Annotated in this window: 16 protein-coding genes; 13 read left to right on the forward strand and 3 right to left on the reverse strand. The window is 32.1% G+C overall.

Going from position 1 to position 15158, the window contains the following annotated elements; genetic code table 11:
• The first annotated feature begins 2 nt into the window (after positions 1–2).
• The 12 genes from ACQKNX_RS08275 to ACQKNX_RS08330 all read left to right on the forward strand — a co-directional run bounded on the left by ACQKNX_RS08275 (position 3) and on the right by ACQKNX_RS08330 (position 10642).
• On the forward strand, positions 3–2996 hold the full coding sequence (locus tag ACQKNX_RS08275; protein ID WP_427428480.1) for a phage tail protein: 2994 nt from the start codon (positions 3–5) through the stop codon (positions 2994–2996).
• Positions 2997–3012: 16 nt separating this feature from the next.
• Entirely contained in the window at positions 3013–3210 is a 198-nt protein-coding gene (locus ACQKNX_RS08280; protein WP_427428481.1) for a hypothetical protein, read from the forward strand.
• A gap of 94 nt (positions 3211–3304) precedes the next feature.
• Complete coding sequence (locus tag ACQKNX_RS08285; RefSeq protein ID WP_427428482.1) at positions 3305–3670, forward strand: hypothetical protein; 366 nt, start codon at positions 3305–3307, stop codon at positions 3668–3670.
• A 43-nt stretch (positions 3671–3713) separates the two neighbouring features.
• Positions 3714–5978: a BppU family phage baseplate upper protein gene (locus ACQKNX_RS08290; protein ID WP_427428483.1), complete on the forward strand. Its 2265-nt coding sequence runs from the start codon at positions 3714–3716 to the stop codon at positions 5976–5978.
• Between the two features lie 25 nt (positions 5979–6003).
• Positions 6004–6327, forward strand: a complete 324-nt coding sequence (locus ACQKNX_RS08295) for a hypothetical protein (protein ID WP_427428484.1) — start codon at positions 6004–6006, stop codon at positions 6325–6327.
• A gap of 1 nt (position 6328) precedes the next feature.
• The gene (locus ACQKNX_RS08300) at positions 6329–6496 is read left to right on the forward strand and encodes a hypothetical protein (protein WP_427428485.1); all 168 of its coding nucleotides are present in this window, start codon (positions 6329–6331) and stop codon (positions 6494–6496) included.
• Positions 6497–6514: 18 nt separating this feature from the next.
• Complete coding sequence (locus tag ACQKNX_RS08305; RefSeq protein ID WP_427428486.1) at positions 6515–8236, forward strand: peptidase G2 autoproteolytic cleavage domain-containing protein; 1722 nt, start codon at positions 6515–6517, stop codon at positions 8234–8236.
• A 171-nt stretch (positions 8237–8407) separates the two neighbouring features.
• Positions 8408–8698 carry a hypothetical protein gene (locus tag ACQKNX_RS08310; protein ID WP_427428487.1) on the forward strand — a complete coding sequence of 97 codons (291 nt, stop codon included), beginning with the start codon at positions 8408–8410 and terminating at the stop codon, positions 8696–8698.
• 28 nt (positions 8699–8726) lie between these two features.
• On the forward strand, positions 8727–9197 hold the full coding sequence (locus tag ACQKNX_RS08315) for a hypothetical protein (protein WP_427428488.1): 471 nt from the start codon (positions 8727–8729) through the stop codon (positions 9195–9197).
• Between the two features lie 99 nt (positions 9198–9296).
• Positions 9297–9614, forward strand: a complete 318-nt coding sequence (locus ACQKNX_RS08320; protein WP_427428489.1) for a BhlA/UviB family holin-like peptide — start codon at positions 9297–9299, stop codon at positions 9612–9614.
• A gap of 2 nt (positions 9615–9616) precedes the next feature.
• Positions 9617–9889 carry a phage holin gene (locus ACQKNX_RS08325; protein ID WP_427428490.1) on the forward strand — a complete coding sequence of 91 codons (273 nt, stop codon included), beginning with the start codon at positions 9617–9619 and terminating at the stop codon, positions 9887–9889.
• Positions 9890–9901: 12 nt separating this feature from the next.
• Positions 9902–10642 (forward strand): peptidoglycan recognition protein family protein, encoded by a 741-nt coding sequence (locus tag ACQKNX_RS08330; protein WP_427428491.1) that lies wholly within the window; start codon positions 9902–9904, stop codon positions 10640–10642.
• 25 nt (positions 10643–10667) lie between these two features.
• On the opposite strand, the gene ACQKNX_RS08335 is transcribed toward ACQKNX_RS08330, so the two are convergent.
• The 3 genes from ACQKNX_RS08335 to ACQKNX_RS08345 all read right to left on the reverse strand — a co-directional run bounded on the left by ACQKNX_RS08335 (position 10668) and on the right by ACQKNX_RS08345 (position 14644).
• Positions 10668–12965, reverse strand: coding sequence for an FtsK/SpoIIIE domain-containing protein (locus ACQKNX_RS08335; RefSeq protein ID WP_427428492.1), 2298 nt, complete (start codon positions 12963–12965; stop codon positions 10668–10670).
• Complete coding sequence (locus ACQKNX_RS08340; protein WP_427428493.1) at positions 12962–14395, reverse strand: hypothetical protein; 1434 nt, start codon at positions 14393–14395, stop codon at positions 12962–12964. The genes ACQKNX_RS08335 and ACQKNX_RS08340 overlap by 4 nt, the downstream gene beginning before the upstream one ends.
• A gap of 111 nt (positions 14396–14506) precedes the next feature.
• The gene (locus tag ACQKNX_RS08345) at positions 14507–14644 is read right to left on the reverse strand and encodes a hypothetical protein (RefSeq protein ID WP_427428494.1); all 138 of its coding nucleotides are present in this window, start codon (positions 14642–14644) and stop codon (positions 14507–14509) included.
• 87 nt (positions 14645–14731) lie between these two features.
• Between ACQKNX_RS08345 and ACQKNX_RS08350 the strand changes: the two genes are divergently transcribed.
• Positions 14732–14911 carry a hypothetical protein gene (locus ACQKNX_RS08350; RefSeq protein ID WP_427428495.1) on the forward strand — a complete coding sequence of 60 codons (180 nt, stop codon included), beginning with the start codon at positions 14732–14734 and terminating at the stop codon, positions 14909–14911.
• Positions 14912–15158 lie beyond the last annotated feature (247 nt).

Genomic DNA, 15158 nt, shown 5'->3' on the forward strand with positions numbered 1-15158 from the left:
ATTTGAATATTTTATCATTATATATTGATGACGTCTTATCGAAAAAAGCTATGAAACCAAACATTTACCTATGTAAACCAGATAAGACTAGGATACATAAATTAAAAGATATTTACGATGTTAAACTTCATCAAAAATTAGGTACAGTTAATGAGTTATCTTTCACTATCCCCCCTTATATAGATAGAAATCACGAACTGATAGATAACCCTCTTATAACTAAAGTTAAGCAACACTATTTTGTTGAATTACAATTTAAAAATTCAACCGAGTATTTTGTGGTTTTAAGTCAAAATAAATCAATGTCTAATGACGGAGAATCAATTTCTTACAAGTTATACAGCTCTGCTTATCTACTTAATAATAAACCAATAAAAAGCTACGAAGTCACATCGTATACCTTATCTGAATTAGTCTTCGACTTTCTTACTGAAACAGACTGGTCGATGGGACATATTGATGTAGATTTTGACGTAAATACATCTAATGCTTTAAGACGTTCATTTGAGATAGATTCATCAACAGTACTTCAGTGTCTTTATGATGTAGCAACTAAATTTAATGCACTAATTGTTTTTGATACGGTCAATCAGAAAGTTTCATTCTACAATCCAGATAAATTAGGATTAAATCGAGGATGGAAATTAAAAAAAGGAAGATATTTAGAATCATTTGATGTAGATATTAATATTGATGAGATTGTAACACGCATGTATTGTTATGGATCAGAAGGATTAGAATTTCGTTCTCTCTCCCCCACTGGCTCGAACTATCTTGAAGACTTTAGTTGGTATATGCATCCTTTTAAATGTGATGACAATTTTAATGTAATAACTCATTCTGATTACATGTCAGATGGTCTTTGTATCGCTATAACAAAATACAATAAACTAATAAATACAAAAAAAGGTGAATTTGAATCTTTATCTTCTGACTTGACTGCTAAAAATGCAGAACTAGTTACACTCCAACAGGAATTAAGTGTATTAGAGACTGAATTAACAACCTTTAAATTAGAGTTAGACGCAATTAATGCTACATACGATGAGAAAGCCCCTTCTCGACCAGACTATCAATTAGTTATGTCAAAAATAAATGCTAAGAATGTAGAAATACTAAATAAGAACACTTTAATTACTAGCAAGAAAAATCAAATCAGCGGAATAGAAAGTAAAATCCTTACACTTAAAACTTTATTACTTGTTGAAAATAATTATACTCGCCCTCAATTGTTGGAGTTAAATAAATTTATAATTTCAAAAGACTTCATAGATGATACTATTAGCGAAGAAAAAGACTTATTAGAAGCAAGTATTTCTCATTTCAAAAAAGTAAATGAACCTGCTATAACATTGAATTTAAACATAGTCAATTTCCTTAATGATATAGAATTCATTGCGGACAGAGATAAGATCAATCTAGGTGATATTGTTAAATTACAATCAGAAACTTTAGAAGTTAGTATTTCCTCTAAAATTATCGAGATAATCTGGGATATTGACAAAGATGACATATCATTAACTATTGCTAATGAAAAGGATTTAATTGATGACAATGCTAAATTAGTAGATATGATTTATTCTTCCGCTAACACCTCTACTATGGTCAATATGAATAAGTACAAGTTAGATATTGCTGTTAATGCAAACAACATGGTTACTCAAATTATTAATAGTGAATTTGATACTGCTAAAAATGTATTAGTTGGCGGATATGAGAACTCTAATACAATGAATGAACGTGGATTCTATAGTAGAGATATACAAGATGATAAAGCTTATTTGGTTATTAATAATGGGATTTTAGCCATTACTCCAGATGGAGGGAATTCAATTTCTGTTGCTATTTCTAAGCGAGGTGTACATGCTGAAAAATTAGCAGGGAAATTAATACTTGGTAATAAATTAGTGGTAGAAAGCGATTTAGGCTTATTTACTATTGATGGTGCAGTTCAAACTATTTTTGATGCTAACAAGACAAAGAAAGTTGAATTAGGAAGATATACTGACCCTAATAATTCTTCAACTTATAAATATGGATTAAGAATCTATGACGGTGCACTTGATATAAGAACCTCTTCAAACGCAAATCAAGGAATCCAACTTGATAATAGTGGATTTAGGTCATTTAACTCTAACGGTGTCCGAACGTTCAATGTTAATGCGATTACTGGTCAAGTTGAGATTATTGGGGATTTAACAATCAAGTCCTCCCCTTCCTCTTATCGTGGAGTTGCGATAACTTCTAGTGGAATTACTGGATATAATGCTAGTGGTGGAATTACTTTTGAATTGAATGCTAATACTGGTAAATCGACTATTCAGGAAAACTTTAACATTCAAACAAGTCAGACTCCCAATCGTGGAGTAAAAATGGATGACTACGGAATTCGTGGATATAACTCAAGTGGAACTAAAACATTTGAAATTGATATTTATGGTAATGCTACTTTCAGTGGGAATATTACTGCATCCAATATTAGCGGAACAATTATTAATGGAACAACTATAAACGGAGGAACTATCAATGGTGTTCAAATAAACTCGGCTAATATTGATATAAGTGATAATATCTCTGTAGGCTCACGTTTGGTACTAAAAGGTAATCAATCTGAAATATGGTTTAACAGTTCAATCAATTCTATTAACGCTAACTCAGGTAATCTCAACTTATTTACTTTAGGAAATCTAAACTTACTAGCTCCTAATGTTTATTTAGGAGCTAACTCATATTCTATTATAGACTTCAATGGTGCAAGTTCACGTAATACTCAGAATATCAGTGTTGGCAGTGCATTAGTAGCAACAAGAGCATCTAATGCAGATACAGCATCTTTTGCTACGCAAGCACAAACATCTTATTACGCTGGTGACGCAACTTATGCACAAGATTCAAATGGCGTAAGAGGATTACATATAGCATATAATGGTACATTTGTCTATATCCGTGACCAACGTGGATATAATGTCGCACAACTAAAACGTTCAGATGTATAAAAAGGAGATTACTAATATGAAATATCAGGTAAAATTAAATTCTGGAGATAAATTTAATGTTGTAGATGAATACTTCAATGTAATTGAATTTACAGAGAGAATGAATAATCAGCAAATTTTGTTCGTAAGTATAGGAGGATCATCTCTTAATAAACATACAGTCGTAAGTGTGATACCAATGAACTTAATTACAAATAATGAATCAACTGAATAAGATTGGAGCTGTTATCTTGAAGATAAAAAATTATCAAATTAAATACATAATTGAACTACTTTGTTCTCTAACTTTAAAAGGAAAACAAAGCCGTATGAGAACTAGGTTTATCAAACCTTTAACACTTCACTATGAAGAGAATGTTTTAACCGAATTAAGTAAATTAGCTGAAGATTATGCTCTACGTAATGAAGCTAAGGAAATTATTTACATAGATAAAGATCAAAAAACTATGGAAATGCCACCTGAGTACTTTACAGAGGAACAAATTTTACTTAATGAAGAACATATCATCGAGTTAAATGAGTTTAATAAAATGACACTATTATCGATTGCTGATACCCTACTTGATGGTGATTTTGATGTTAAAGGTGAAATTGCAGATATGTATGATGAATGGTGCGAAGAATTTGAACGAGTAATTAAATATTACAAAGACATTGAGAGTGCGGAGGAGTAACTCCTCCCCTCTCTTTTTTATTTGAATTGAAAGGAGAATTTAGATGTCTTTTAGCAATAAATATCTTCTAGAGGTAGACATAAAAAAAAGGTTATCTAGTAAAGTCCCAACCTTCAAACAGGGCGACAACGGTGTATTGCAATTCAAAGTATTCGATGATGGAAAGAAATATGATTTAACTGATTATACATATTCAGAAATTACATTCAGACTACCTAGTGGTCAATCTATAGTCGGAAACCCTATTCTAGATATAGACGGCATCTTAACATACAACTTTACAGGAGTTGAAATGTCTGAGGTTGGTAAAATTGAAACAGTTCTTTCTATTTATTCCGGCTCTCAAATGGTATCTATCCAACCTTTTACTTGCTTCATTTACGATTCAATGAAGGGTGAAGATTTAAGTTATATAGGAATCCTCCAAGAGTTAATTGCTGAAGTGCAGATATTGCGAACTGAAGTTGCTGAAGCAGTAAATGAGCTAAGTGGAACTTTAGATGAAGCAAATAAAATAAAAGAAGAAGTTAAGAATTTAAATGATACTTTAACTACACAAGAGCAAATTAGAGAAACTAACGAAGCTCAAAGGATTTTAAATGAAAATACACGTATTGACAAAGAAAATACTAGGCAATTCAATGAACAATCAAGAATTCAGAAAGAAGAAATACGTAATACTAATGAGTTGAGTCGTCAGAAAAGTTTAGCTGATATGAACATTATTATTGATGAATTTAAAACTACTGGAACTTACCACTCAAGTGTTCAATATAAAAAAAACAATCTAGTTGAATTTAATGGTCGTACTTACATTGCATTAAAAGATAACAGAAATGTACCAGTTTCAGACACTTCCGTTTGGAGATTATTTGCTGAAAAAGGATCAACGGGCGACAAGGGTGAAACAGGTGCAGGATTAACTATCAAGGGTTCATTAACTGATGTTTCACAATTACCACCAGTAGGTGTAGAAGGCGAAGCTTGGTCTGTAAATGGTGAGTTATATGTCTGGTCAGAGTTAGAACAAGAATTCATCAATGTTGGTAATATTAAAGGTGAACAAGGTGAGATAGGGCTAGATGGTAAATCAGCGTATCAAGTAGCTGTTGATTATGGGTATATAGGTACTGAACAACAATGGTTAGCTACTCTAAAAGGTGAACGAGGTGAAAAAGGAGAATTAGGACAACTCCAAAGATTTGACCATACTTTACCTGCTGAATATGAAGGTCAAGCAGTCATTCAAATACCAGAACCTACTTTCGTAAAGGAAACTGACACAGTATTCTTAATTCTTAATGGATTAACTTTATATGAAGATATTGATTTTACAGTTACGGATACTGAAATTCATTTGGCTGAACCAGTGGTAGATTATTTAAAATCTACATTCTTCTTGAGAATATTCAAAACAATACCTAAAGGTGATTTTACTGGTATTAATGGAGCATTAATTACAAACGGTACTATTACTAGGGATAAATTAAGTCCATCTTTAGAAAATGAGTTAGATATGTTATATGACGTACAAGTTGACTTGGCTTATCATGCTCAACTAAAAGCTAGTACTAAAGCATTAGGTCATGTGATGGTCGATGGAACTACTATAACTATTGATGCTACGGGCAAAATTAGTAGTACAGCTAAAGGATTGGAAGTAAAATATCATTCATCAGCATTAAATGAATTAACTGAAACAGGATTCTATTTCGTGAATAGTTCAACAGACTCACCCTCTGGATATGCCGGAATGGGTTATGTTGAAGTAATTAATTATAATAATAACATTGTCTCTCAAGTATACTATTTTGCAGGCAGTAGTACAGCTAGTGCTACATTTAGAAGACTTAGACACTCTGGTATATGGGGTGCTTGGACTAGATTAGACCCTATAATATCAAGTACTTTATTATCTTCTGAAACTACTATATCTGCTTCGTCATTAGCAGTTAAAACACTAAATGATAATAAAGCGAACAAAACACAGGTGGGAAAAACTACGTTAGTATTAGCTACTGGATGGAATCACTCTGGAGATTTTGCTAGTTATCGTAAGGATGAATTCGGAACAGTTCATGTTTTTGGACAAATACATAAAGGAGGAACACCATCCTCTGAAACAGTAGCTACTTTACCAGTAGGATTTAGACCTGTTCAAAATATAGTTTTCCCTGTATCAAAATGGAATGGTACAGCGTACTCATTTGCTACTGCACAAGTAGATACTTTTGGAGCAATATTAGTACCAAATACATTTACATCGGGAACTACTTATTTATACTTTGGATTTAGCTTCATTACTTAATTTTATATAAGGAAGGAGAGAAATAATGGAGCGTAGAGAATATTATGATATAGATGATAATGGATTTATATTAGAGAGATATTTGGGTACTTTTACGGAAAGGTATACTCCAGATGATAATTTAGATCCTACATCTAATTATTGTTTTGAGACATTACCCCAACCTTTATTATTCTATAAACCTAGATGGAATGGTCTTGATTGGGAAGAAGGAGAATCTGATGTTGAAAAGACAATTAGAGAAGAATTACTCCTTATTGAATCAACTACTCCTTCGAAAGAAGAATTAGAGGACTCAGATTTTAAAATAAAAACAATTACATTATTAATGGAAATGGAGATTATATAAAATGGAAGCACACTTAGATGGGTTAACATTAGTACAAAGAACATTAGTAAAAGCTTATGCTACTAGTATTATGGGTAAGGTGCGAACTATTGACGATGTAAAACCAGAAAACCTAAAATCGTATGTGGAATTAGAAATCGCAGAAAGACTAATTACCACATTATCATAAAAGTAAGGTGGTTATATAATGACTAGAAATAAGATTACTAGATATGAACTAGATGACGATTTATATGCCTTGATTGAAGCAGGTGGAAGTGGAACATCTAGTAACATATATCAAAATCGAATTAATAAATCAGAAGAAGCTAACGCTATAGGTTCTTATTTATTAGCTAAATCTGTGACATGGATAAATAGAGTTTATTTTGTTAATACATCAACTAAAACTCTAACCGTTACTAGTACTACAGGATTAAATATTGGAGATACTTTAATTTTAAGAAACAATACAACATTTACAGAACTACAAGTACAAGTTGTATCGACAACTACTAACTCTGTTACTGTAGATATAGATACTCCCTTACTAGTAGCAGGTATTAACTTTGCATACGTACTAGGTGGTAATAGAACTAATCAGTATGCAGAAGGATTTAACACTATGTCTACTGGAAATAGTTCCCACACAGAAGGAGATAGTACTATAGCTAGAGGAAGTTATTCTCATGTGGAAGGAACGTATTCAGTAGCTGATGGAGTAGCATCTCATGCTGAAGGTTCAAGTACTCAAGCTACAGGTCACTATTCTCATTCAGAAGGAAACTCCAGTATTGCTTCAGGAGCATCATCTCACGCTGAAGGAACTTCTACTACAGCTCAAGGGGTTAGTAGTCATTCAGAAGGTAGTGCTACAAAAGCTATAGGTTCATATTCTCATGCTGAAGGATTTAAAACAACTGCTGACGGAACTAGTAGTCATGCAGAAGGAAGCGCTACTATCGCTCAAGGTAATAATTCACATGCAGAAGGAGTGTTAAGTCAAGCGATAGGAGATCATTCCCATGCTGAAGGTTCTGGTACTATAGCTAGAGGAACATATTCTCATGCGGAAGGCAGTACTACAGTAGCTGATGCTATAGGAAGTCACGCTGAGGGAGATAATACTACTGCTTCCGGAGACTACTCACATTCTCAAAATGCTAGAACTATAGCTAGAACTTTTGCCGGAACTGCTATGGGCTATTATAACAATGATATGATAGGTACATCTAATGCATTCTATACTACTGCCGACGCATTAGTTATAGGAGGAGGAAACTCTACAACTAAGAGTAATGCCTTCAGAGTAACTTTTGATGGTAAGGTTTATGGTAAATCGGCTTTTAATTCATCGGGAGCTGATTACGCTGAATATTTCGAATGGTTAGATAGAAATTTTAAAAATGAAGATAGAGTAGGATATGTTGTAACTTTAGATGGTGATAAAATAAGAAAAGCAAGGAATTCAGACGATTATATATTAGGTATAATATCAGTAAATCCATCTGTTGTAGGAGACTCCTATGATGACGAATGGCAAAATAAATATATTACTGATGAATTTGGCAGAATTCAATACCATCATATTGATGTTGAATACGAAGAGTTACTAGGAATTGAAGAAAATGAAAGTGATGAAGAGTTATCTTCTTCAATTTATCAATCTAAAATAAGACAAGATTATGTACCTCAATTAAACCCTAACTGGGATAAAAAAGTACAATATATACCAAGAAGTATTCGTGCTGAATGGGATGCTGTAGGACTGGTTGGTAAACTATTAGTTCGTGATGATGGTACATGTCAAATTAATAGCTTTGCTAAGGTAAGCGATATTGATGGTGTGCTTACAATCTCCTCAGAGCATACGAAAATGCGTGTAATTGAACGTACTGCATCTAATATTGTCCGTGTACTGTTAAATTAATAAATATTATAAAAATTACATAAAACAAGAATATTATTAAATATCACATTAATAAATATACACAATAGATGAATAAACTAGTTATATTATACAGTTTTCAGTATATAAATTAACTCCCCTTCCCTACTTCTTGATTGAGGTAGGGATTATTTATTTTAAGGAGGTGAATTGATGACAATACAGGTGGATTACACTAATTATGACGAAAATATTCAATCAGTAAAATTACCAATCGAAAAAGACATTTACCAACTAATCACTCCTATTGTAAAAAAGGTTGAGATTAATAATCAAACTGAAATTGAACGCTATGTTGAAATTGCTATTTATGATGAACGATTGAGTAACGTGATTACTAAACAGTACTCTCAAAAAGAAATTTTAGAAGTGATTCGCATCCTTCAAAGAATGGTGAAAGAGATTATGTCTGATGAGATATCAGGTAATTCAAGTTGCAAATAATAACAAAAACGAAAAGAGGATTTTATTTATGAAATTGAATATTGTACGTAATTTGGAAAACGGTATCTATAATGTGGAGGTTAAGTCAGTAACTCTAGATACAAGTGAACAAGAACTAATTAAAGATGCTGTACCTCAAAAGTTAGATATTGCAGGTGATATTACAAAAACTTCTATTATTAATGTGATTACTAAAGAACCTATTGTAGATGAACTAGGTGTACCTGTTTTAGATGAACTTGATCAGCCTACTTTTAAAGAAATTACAACTCCTACAGAAAAAGTAGAAGTGTTGTTACGCTTAGGATCAAAATTTAAAACATTTCCTATTGATATCCCCTTCTCTCGTAGCTTTAGCGTAGTTGATTTTGGAGAAATAAAAGCACAAGAACTAGCTGAATCTTATGCCGATACTATTCAGAAACGTATTGAAGAAATCATGACAAAACTACGTGCAAAACCAGATACATATAGTCGTGATGAAGAAATTATCATTTAAAAACATAATTTAAACGAATCAGGAAAATTCGGTTTAGAGTAGGTCTGAGTTCGATTCTCGCCTGCTCTTTTCTTATTTTTATAAGAAAGAGGAAAACATATGGATGCAAAATTTTTAAGTGACATTGCAACTTCGCAAGCAGTTTGGGCTATATGTTGCATCTTGTTAGTGGGATTCATTCTAAAAAAAGTTTATGAAAAGAATGATAAACAAGAAGATAGATTAATTGTCTTACATGATGAATATCGAACTGAATCTAAGGAACGTGAAAATAAATTGATGGAGCATTTAAAACGTTCGGATGAGGCACAAGAGAGGACAGCAAACTCACTGGAGGGTATTAATAATAGCTTGAATAAGTTAGAAGTTCGAGTAGATAGAATTGAAAAGAATAGTTTTAAGAATGGAGATGTGTAAATATGAAAATTAATTGGAAAGTACGATTAAAAAATCCTCAATTTTGGATTGCGATTGTAGTAGTATTTTTTGCTAACTTATTTGCTATGTCAGGAGTAACTTTTGAAGAAATAAATAGTTGGGATCAACTAGGAGTTCTACTATTAAGTGCATTAAAGAATCCGTATACGTTTATTACACTAGGAGCTTTTGTATATGCTACAGTTATAGATTTTACGACACCTAAAATTGGAGATAGCCCCCTAGTCTTAGATAAAAAGACTATAAAAAAGTAAGGAGGAATTGTAATGTCTTATATCTATAAACAACAACACGTATCTACAACAAAATATTCTATTAAATGTCCATTCACTATGAGTGCAGAGTATTTAACAGTACACAATACCTACAATGACGCTCCTGCTAAAAACGAAGCATCATACCATAACTCTAATAACAATCAAGTATCCTTTCATATTGCTATTGACGATGTAGAAGCTATCGAAGTAGTTCCGTTAAATCGTAACGCTTGGCATTGTGGAGATGGATCAGGTAAGGGTAATCGTGCATCAATAGGGATTGAAATTTGCTACTCTAAATCAGGTGGGGACAAATATAACAAGGCTGAAGCAAATGCTGTTATATTAATTGCTAAGATGCTCAAAGAACGTGGATGGGGAATCGACAGAGTTAAAAAGCACCAAGATTGGTCAGGTAAATATTGCCCTCATCGTATCCTAGATAACAAGTCTTGGGGAACTTTCTTAAATAGAGTTCAAAATGAGTTAGATATATTAAATGGTAAAAATAAAGGAGAATTAACTATGACACAATATAATGAGTTAGATGCTAAAATTACAGCTTTACAAAAAGAGTTAGATAAAAAGCAGGATAAATATGTTGAACGACAAGTAAGTGATTCTCATAAAGTTGCTTGGGAATTTTTAAAATCAGAAGGTATTACCGATGGCAGTAATCCACAAAATTTTATTACTAGAGAACAATTTGCAACAATGCTCAAACGTTACCATGATAAGTTTGTAAAATGATCAATACATACCTCACTCCTCTAGCTTAATTGTTAGAGGAGTTTTTATTATACTCAGGATTAATTCTATATCCACTTTGGCGTGTCTCTGGATGTATAAGCATTCCTTCATCTGCTAACTGCTTCATTATTTCGTTCAATTTATTGATGTTCATCTTAACTATTCCTCTTAACTCCCCTACTTTACATATCCCTGTTTCAAGAATAATTTTTCTTACTCGATCTAATTCAGTTTCTACTTCTTCGATTTCAGGTAACTCAACTGATACTTTTTCATTTTTAGATTGATTAGCTATATTTTTTATCAATCTATTTTCTAGATTCTCGTCATTTGGATCATCTACGATTAAACACCCCTGAAACCTTATATGCTCTTCAGATTGTCCCTCAAAGTCCATTATTCCATCACCATTACCTAATAAATCAAATTTAGGTGCGGTATTTAAGAATGTTAAATAACTACGCTTATTAGCACATCTAAAGCCGATTTTACTAGGTAGATTAGATTTAATGACTCCAGAAATGATGTCTACTGATGGACGTTGTGTAGCTAGTATTAAATGTATTCCACTTGCTCTTGATAGTTGAGTTAAAGATTGGACATATTCATCTATATCACTATTTCTATTTTTAAGTTCCGCATACTCATCAATAACACACACAATATATGGAAGCTTATATTTAACTCTCTTATTGTAGAGAGCAATATTTTTTACGTCTATGCTTTTAAACAATTCATATCGTCTATCCATTTCTTTAATTAATTGTTTTAATAAATGAGTCGCTTCATCTGCATTAGTTACTACTTTCTGAACTTGCTCAAATGATGAGAATTGAACCAACTCTACTTGTTTAATATCTATCATGACCATTTGCAATTCTGATGAATTTTTGACTATCAGCAACGTTAGAATTAATTGATTCAACCATACACTCTTTCCAGACCCAGTTGAACCTGCTACAAGTAAGTGCTTTATTTTACTTATACATTGATAAATAGGATTTCCTATTTCATCTACCCCAACTAGGAATGGTAAAGGATTATTGTTTACGAACTCCTTGAAAGGTTCAGTATCGATGTAATTTCTCAAGAACACTTTCTGTCTCTTATCTAAAGGTAAAATCACATCAACTTCACCTACATCTTCTCCTTGTTTTATTTGTAGCTGTTTAACTCCCATCTTCATCTGTACATCATTTATCACACTTACTTTGCTTATTTCTGAAAACTTTAATTGCTTTGGTAAATTAAATGTAATTTTTAATGTAGTTGATCCAGATTGATATCTAACTAGTTTCATTTCATTTCTAAAAGGCTTAATTTCCTTTAATGCATATACAAATTTATTAGCAATATCAGTACCATCAAATAAATCAATTTCATTTCCCTTTGGTAACAGTTCCATTAAACTACCATCTACTGATTCAAGGGACAGCCTTTTATCTTCAACGATATCTGAAACATTTTTTCTTGATACTTCGCTAACACTTTCTTGCAATGTTTGATTAATAGTAATGAACGGTAGTATTTCAGATGTTGATAAAACATAATTTTTGGACGGAAAATCTAATTTTCTCTTATTGAATAGTTCAGACATATCGTCAAAGTCTAATTTACTATCGGCTATCCAATGATTTGTGTATGAGAACTCGTTAATTCTTTCCGTTACTTTGTCAATTAAACTTATCCTTTCCTTCTTAGTACCCCCAATTAAAACTAAGCGTATATTAAAACGATACCCGTTCTCCTCTAACTTCTTCCCGACTTCCTTTATTTCAGAATGCTTTTGTTCCCATCTTAATAATTCATCCATCTTTTCTGTAAATGATCTCTGTACCTTTCTAAACATCCCATTATCAGAGGGATTTTGTACTCCATTTAAGTAATCATCATATTGATCAATTATTCGTTTTCTCCAATTATCTTGTCTGTATACAAGGAGTAATTGATACTTAATATTGATATGAGAAGGAATAATGTCAGTCAATAATTTCCAAAACGATTCTGTACAATTCATTTCAATTGGAAACATTGATGATTTTCTTAAATAGAATTGGGCGTAAATTGAATTATCTTTATTTATATTTATATAAAGACTGGATGTACTCTTATGTTTTGTGCCTTTTAATTGAAAAGGAGGAGGACAAAAAAATTTTATAGTTTGCTTATTTGCTATTCTAAAAAACTCAACCCCAAAAACTCCATCGATAAAGTTGGATGAAAGTATATCTTTTACTTGCTCAGGAGGCATTAAAGAAACGTCATAATTAGCATACTTCTCATTCTCCACAACACTAGGTTGAAAAATTCTCAATATACTCAATTAGCACTCACACCTTTAGATTTCTTTTTGAACAAGTTAGACTTTAATTTAAACGGTCTTAAAACTCTATATGCACCGTTCCACATAGTTTTTATATCACTACCTTTATCGCTGTATCGAGACATGATAGATGGTGGAGTATTCATACGCCATAGTCCTCCAATCACTATCCCCATTTGAATCATAATATCCCAACCGTTGTTAGGTAATTTTGTTCCAAATAACAAGGTACCGATTAAAAGTAGAAATATTGCATATACAATCTGGACTGAAGCACACTTCTTAATGTGATTCCACCACATGTCAAATAAATGCTCACATGAATCAAATACCCAACATGCCAATGCTAGAGGAGTCAATGCACCTAATGCGAGTAGATCAAACCAACGTCTAAAGTTTTGGAGGAGTATTGGGATTAAAATAGAAATTAGCGCAATATCGAACCCTACAAATCCCACTACCTGTAATAATGAAATATCATTTATATCTAATTGACTCATACCTTTATCCATCTGATGCTTTCCAAAATCAATTATTATGTCTGTTAGCTTATTAAGTCCTTTAAATACGTAGTAGAACAGGCTTGGTGCTAATGCAGAGCCAATTATAACTAAAGGAAACCTCTTTATGATTTTTTTAATGTCGGTAACTGTTTTATTTTTTATCAATTGACCAGACATTCTTTTAAAACCTTCATACATCGATAACACAATTACCATTGCAATTGACAGACCTGTAAACGTTACTATGTTACTTTTAAACCAATCAGAATCGAATAAAAAAGAAGGCGTATGTAGTACAACTTTTGTTAAGGTTTCGAAAATCCAAATCAATAAGTCTGTTGATAGTTCGATTATGTTTTCTTTTATGTTCTTGAACCATTCAAAGATTTTATAAACTTGATTAACTATACTTTCGTATTTGCTAACTGTTTCTTCAGATATTGGATTAAATCTGTCATACCATTTTGCTGAAGCTTCCATCTGATTAATCGTAAGTACAGAAAAGGGTACAGCGAACCTTAGAAGAATGCCTCTAAGATAGGAGTGTTTTTGAATATTAAACTTACTAGTTTTACTAATAACAGAATCGATACCGGAGCAAGTATTACTAACCCCAATCCCTTGATTATATCCTCTGTCCACTGCTTTGATTTTGTTTTGTTTCCCATCATCCAATAAATCCCTGATATCATGAGAAGAATGCAAGCTAGTGATACTGAAACTGTTCCGCAAGCTAATATTATTTGTTTCAGAATATCCGTTATTTCGGGTGGTAACAATTCTGATGTTGGCGGATTCTCCATTAACGGATACCCTTGTAAGTTCTGTGCTTGCACCTTCTCTGTAATGTGGAGCATAGGGATTAGTGAAATGCATATCACTTGTAAGTGCTTGATTATTTTCTTTTGATTGTTCTTTGTTTGACACTTCACCTCCTCCATCATATTTCTCATAAAAGGAATAATATTGTCATGCTCGATATTTTTAAATTCACTACCTAAAGGTACCCCATCTATCGACATGTTGCGGACTCCATTATCATAATTGAATTTTATTATTGATCTTGTCATTCTTCTTTCTACCTCCCCCATGATACCAATTAAGTAATTTTGACATCCCTACAAACCCACCTAATGCAACTCCAATTTGACCAACTAAAACAACAATTCCACTCATAATAAATTCCTCCTCTAAATTCAATTGAAGTATGAAAACAAATTTAATGGACAGATTGATAACAAAACATATAAGGAGAGATGTTCAATGATTAGGTCTTTCTACGAATGGTTACATCAACCAGAACCTGATTGGAAGATTAATTTAGAAAATTGTGATCCTAGAGTTTTTCGTGAATTAAAAATGGACAGAAGACAAGTTGAAGAAATATTAGAAGTACTACATGAGCATGGGGTATTTGAAAAAGTTTCAACTACAAGTGATTAAATCAAATTATCAAAATAGCAGTGTTAATATTTCGTGATAAATAGCTAATTATCGGGGATAATTTGATTATTTGATAATTAGGAAAGATAAAGTTTTTACATTGTTATTGCCATGTTATATAAAATAAATTAAAAATATACCTTAACTTTTAAAAACAGTTTTGAGTTTTTATCCTTTCTCATCGTTATTCGTTGGTTGCCGTAATCTTATCGTATTTGATTTATTTTAAATACTTTTGAACTTTTTT

The organism is Lysinibacillus sp. NPDC093712, from assembly GCF_050280025.1.
GTDB lineage: Bacteria > Bacillota > Bacilli > Bacillales_A > Planococcaceae > Lysinibacillus.

What these genes read in the sequence shown, in the direction of transcription:
- ACQKNX_RS08325 (WP_427428490.1), top strand. Translation starts at nt 9,617, where the DNA reads ATGAAAATTAATTGGAAAGTACGATTAAAAAATCCTCAATTTTGGATT.
- ACQKNX_RS08285 (WP_427428482.1), top strand. Translation starts at nt 3,305, where the DNA reads ATGAGAACTAGGTTTATCAAACCTTTAACACTTCACTATGAAGAGAAT.
- ACQKNX_RS08320 (WP_427428489.1), top strand. Translation starts at nt 9,297, where the DNA reads ATGGATGCAAAATTTTTAAGTGACATTGCAACTTCGCAAGCAGTTTGG.
- ACQKNX_RS08310 (WP_427428487.1), top strand. Translation starts at nt 8,408, where the DNA reads ATGACAATACAGGTGGATTACACTAATTATGACGAAAATATTCAATCA.
- ACQKNX_RS08345 (WP_427428494.1), bottom strand. Translation starts at nt 14,644, where the DNA reads ATGAGTGGAATTGTTGTTTTAGTTGGTCAAATTGGAGTTGCATTAGGT.
- ACQKNX_RS08295 (WP_427428484.1), top strand. Translation starts at nt 6,004, where the DNA reads ATGGAGCGTAGAGAATATTATGATATAGATGATAATGGATTTATATTA.
- ACQKNX_RS08315 (WP_427428488.1), top strand. Translation starts at nt 8,727, where the DNA reads ATGAAATTGAATATTGTACGTAATTTGGAAAACGGTATCTATAATGTG.
- ACQKNX_RS08305 (WP_427428486.1), top strand. Translation starts at nt 6,515, where the DNA reads ATGACTAGAAATAAGATTACTAGATATGAACTAGATGACGATTTATAT.
- ACQKNX_RS08350 (WP_427428495.1), top strand. Translation starts at nt 14,732, where the DNA reads ATGATTAGGTCTTTCTACGAATGGTTACATCAACCAGAACCTGATTGG.
- ACQKNX_RS08330 (WP_427428491.1), top strand. Translation starts at nt 9,902, where the DNA reads ATGTCTTATATCTATAAACAACAACACGTATCTACAACAAAATATTCT.
- ACQKNX_RS08280 (WP_427428481.1), top strand. Translation starts at nt 3,013, where the DNA reads ATGAAATATCAGGTAAAATTAAATTCTGGAGATAAATTTAATGTTGTA.
- ACQKNX_RS08290 (WP_427428483.1), top strand. Translation starts at nt 3,714, where the DNA reads ATGTCTTTTAGCAATAAATATCTTCTAGAGGTAGACATAAAAAAAAGG.
- ACQKNX_RS08300 (WP_427428485.1), top strand. Translation starts at nt 6,329, where the DNA reads ATGGAAGCACACTTAGATGGGTTAACATTAGTACAAAGAACATTAGTA.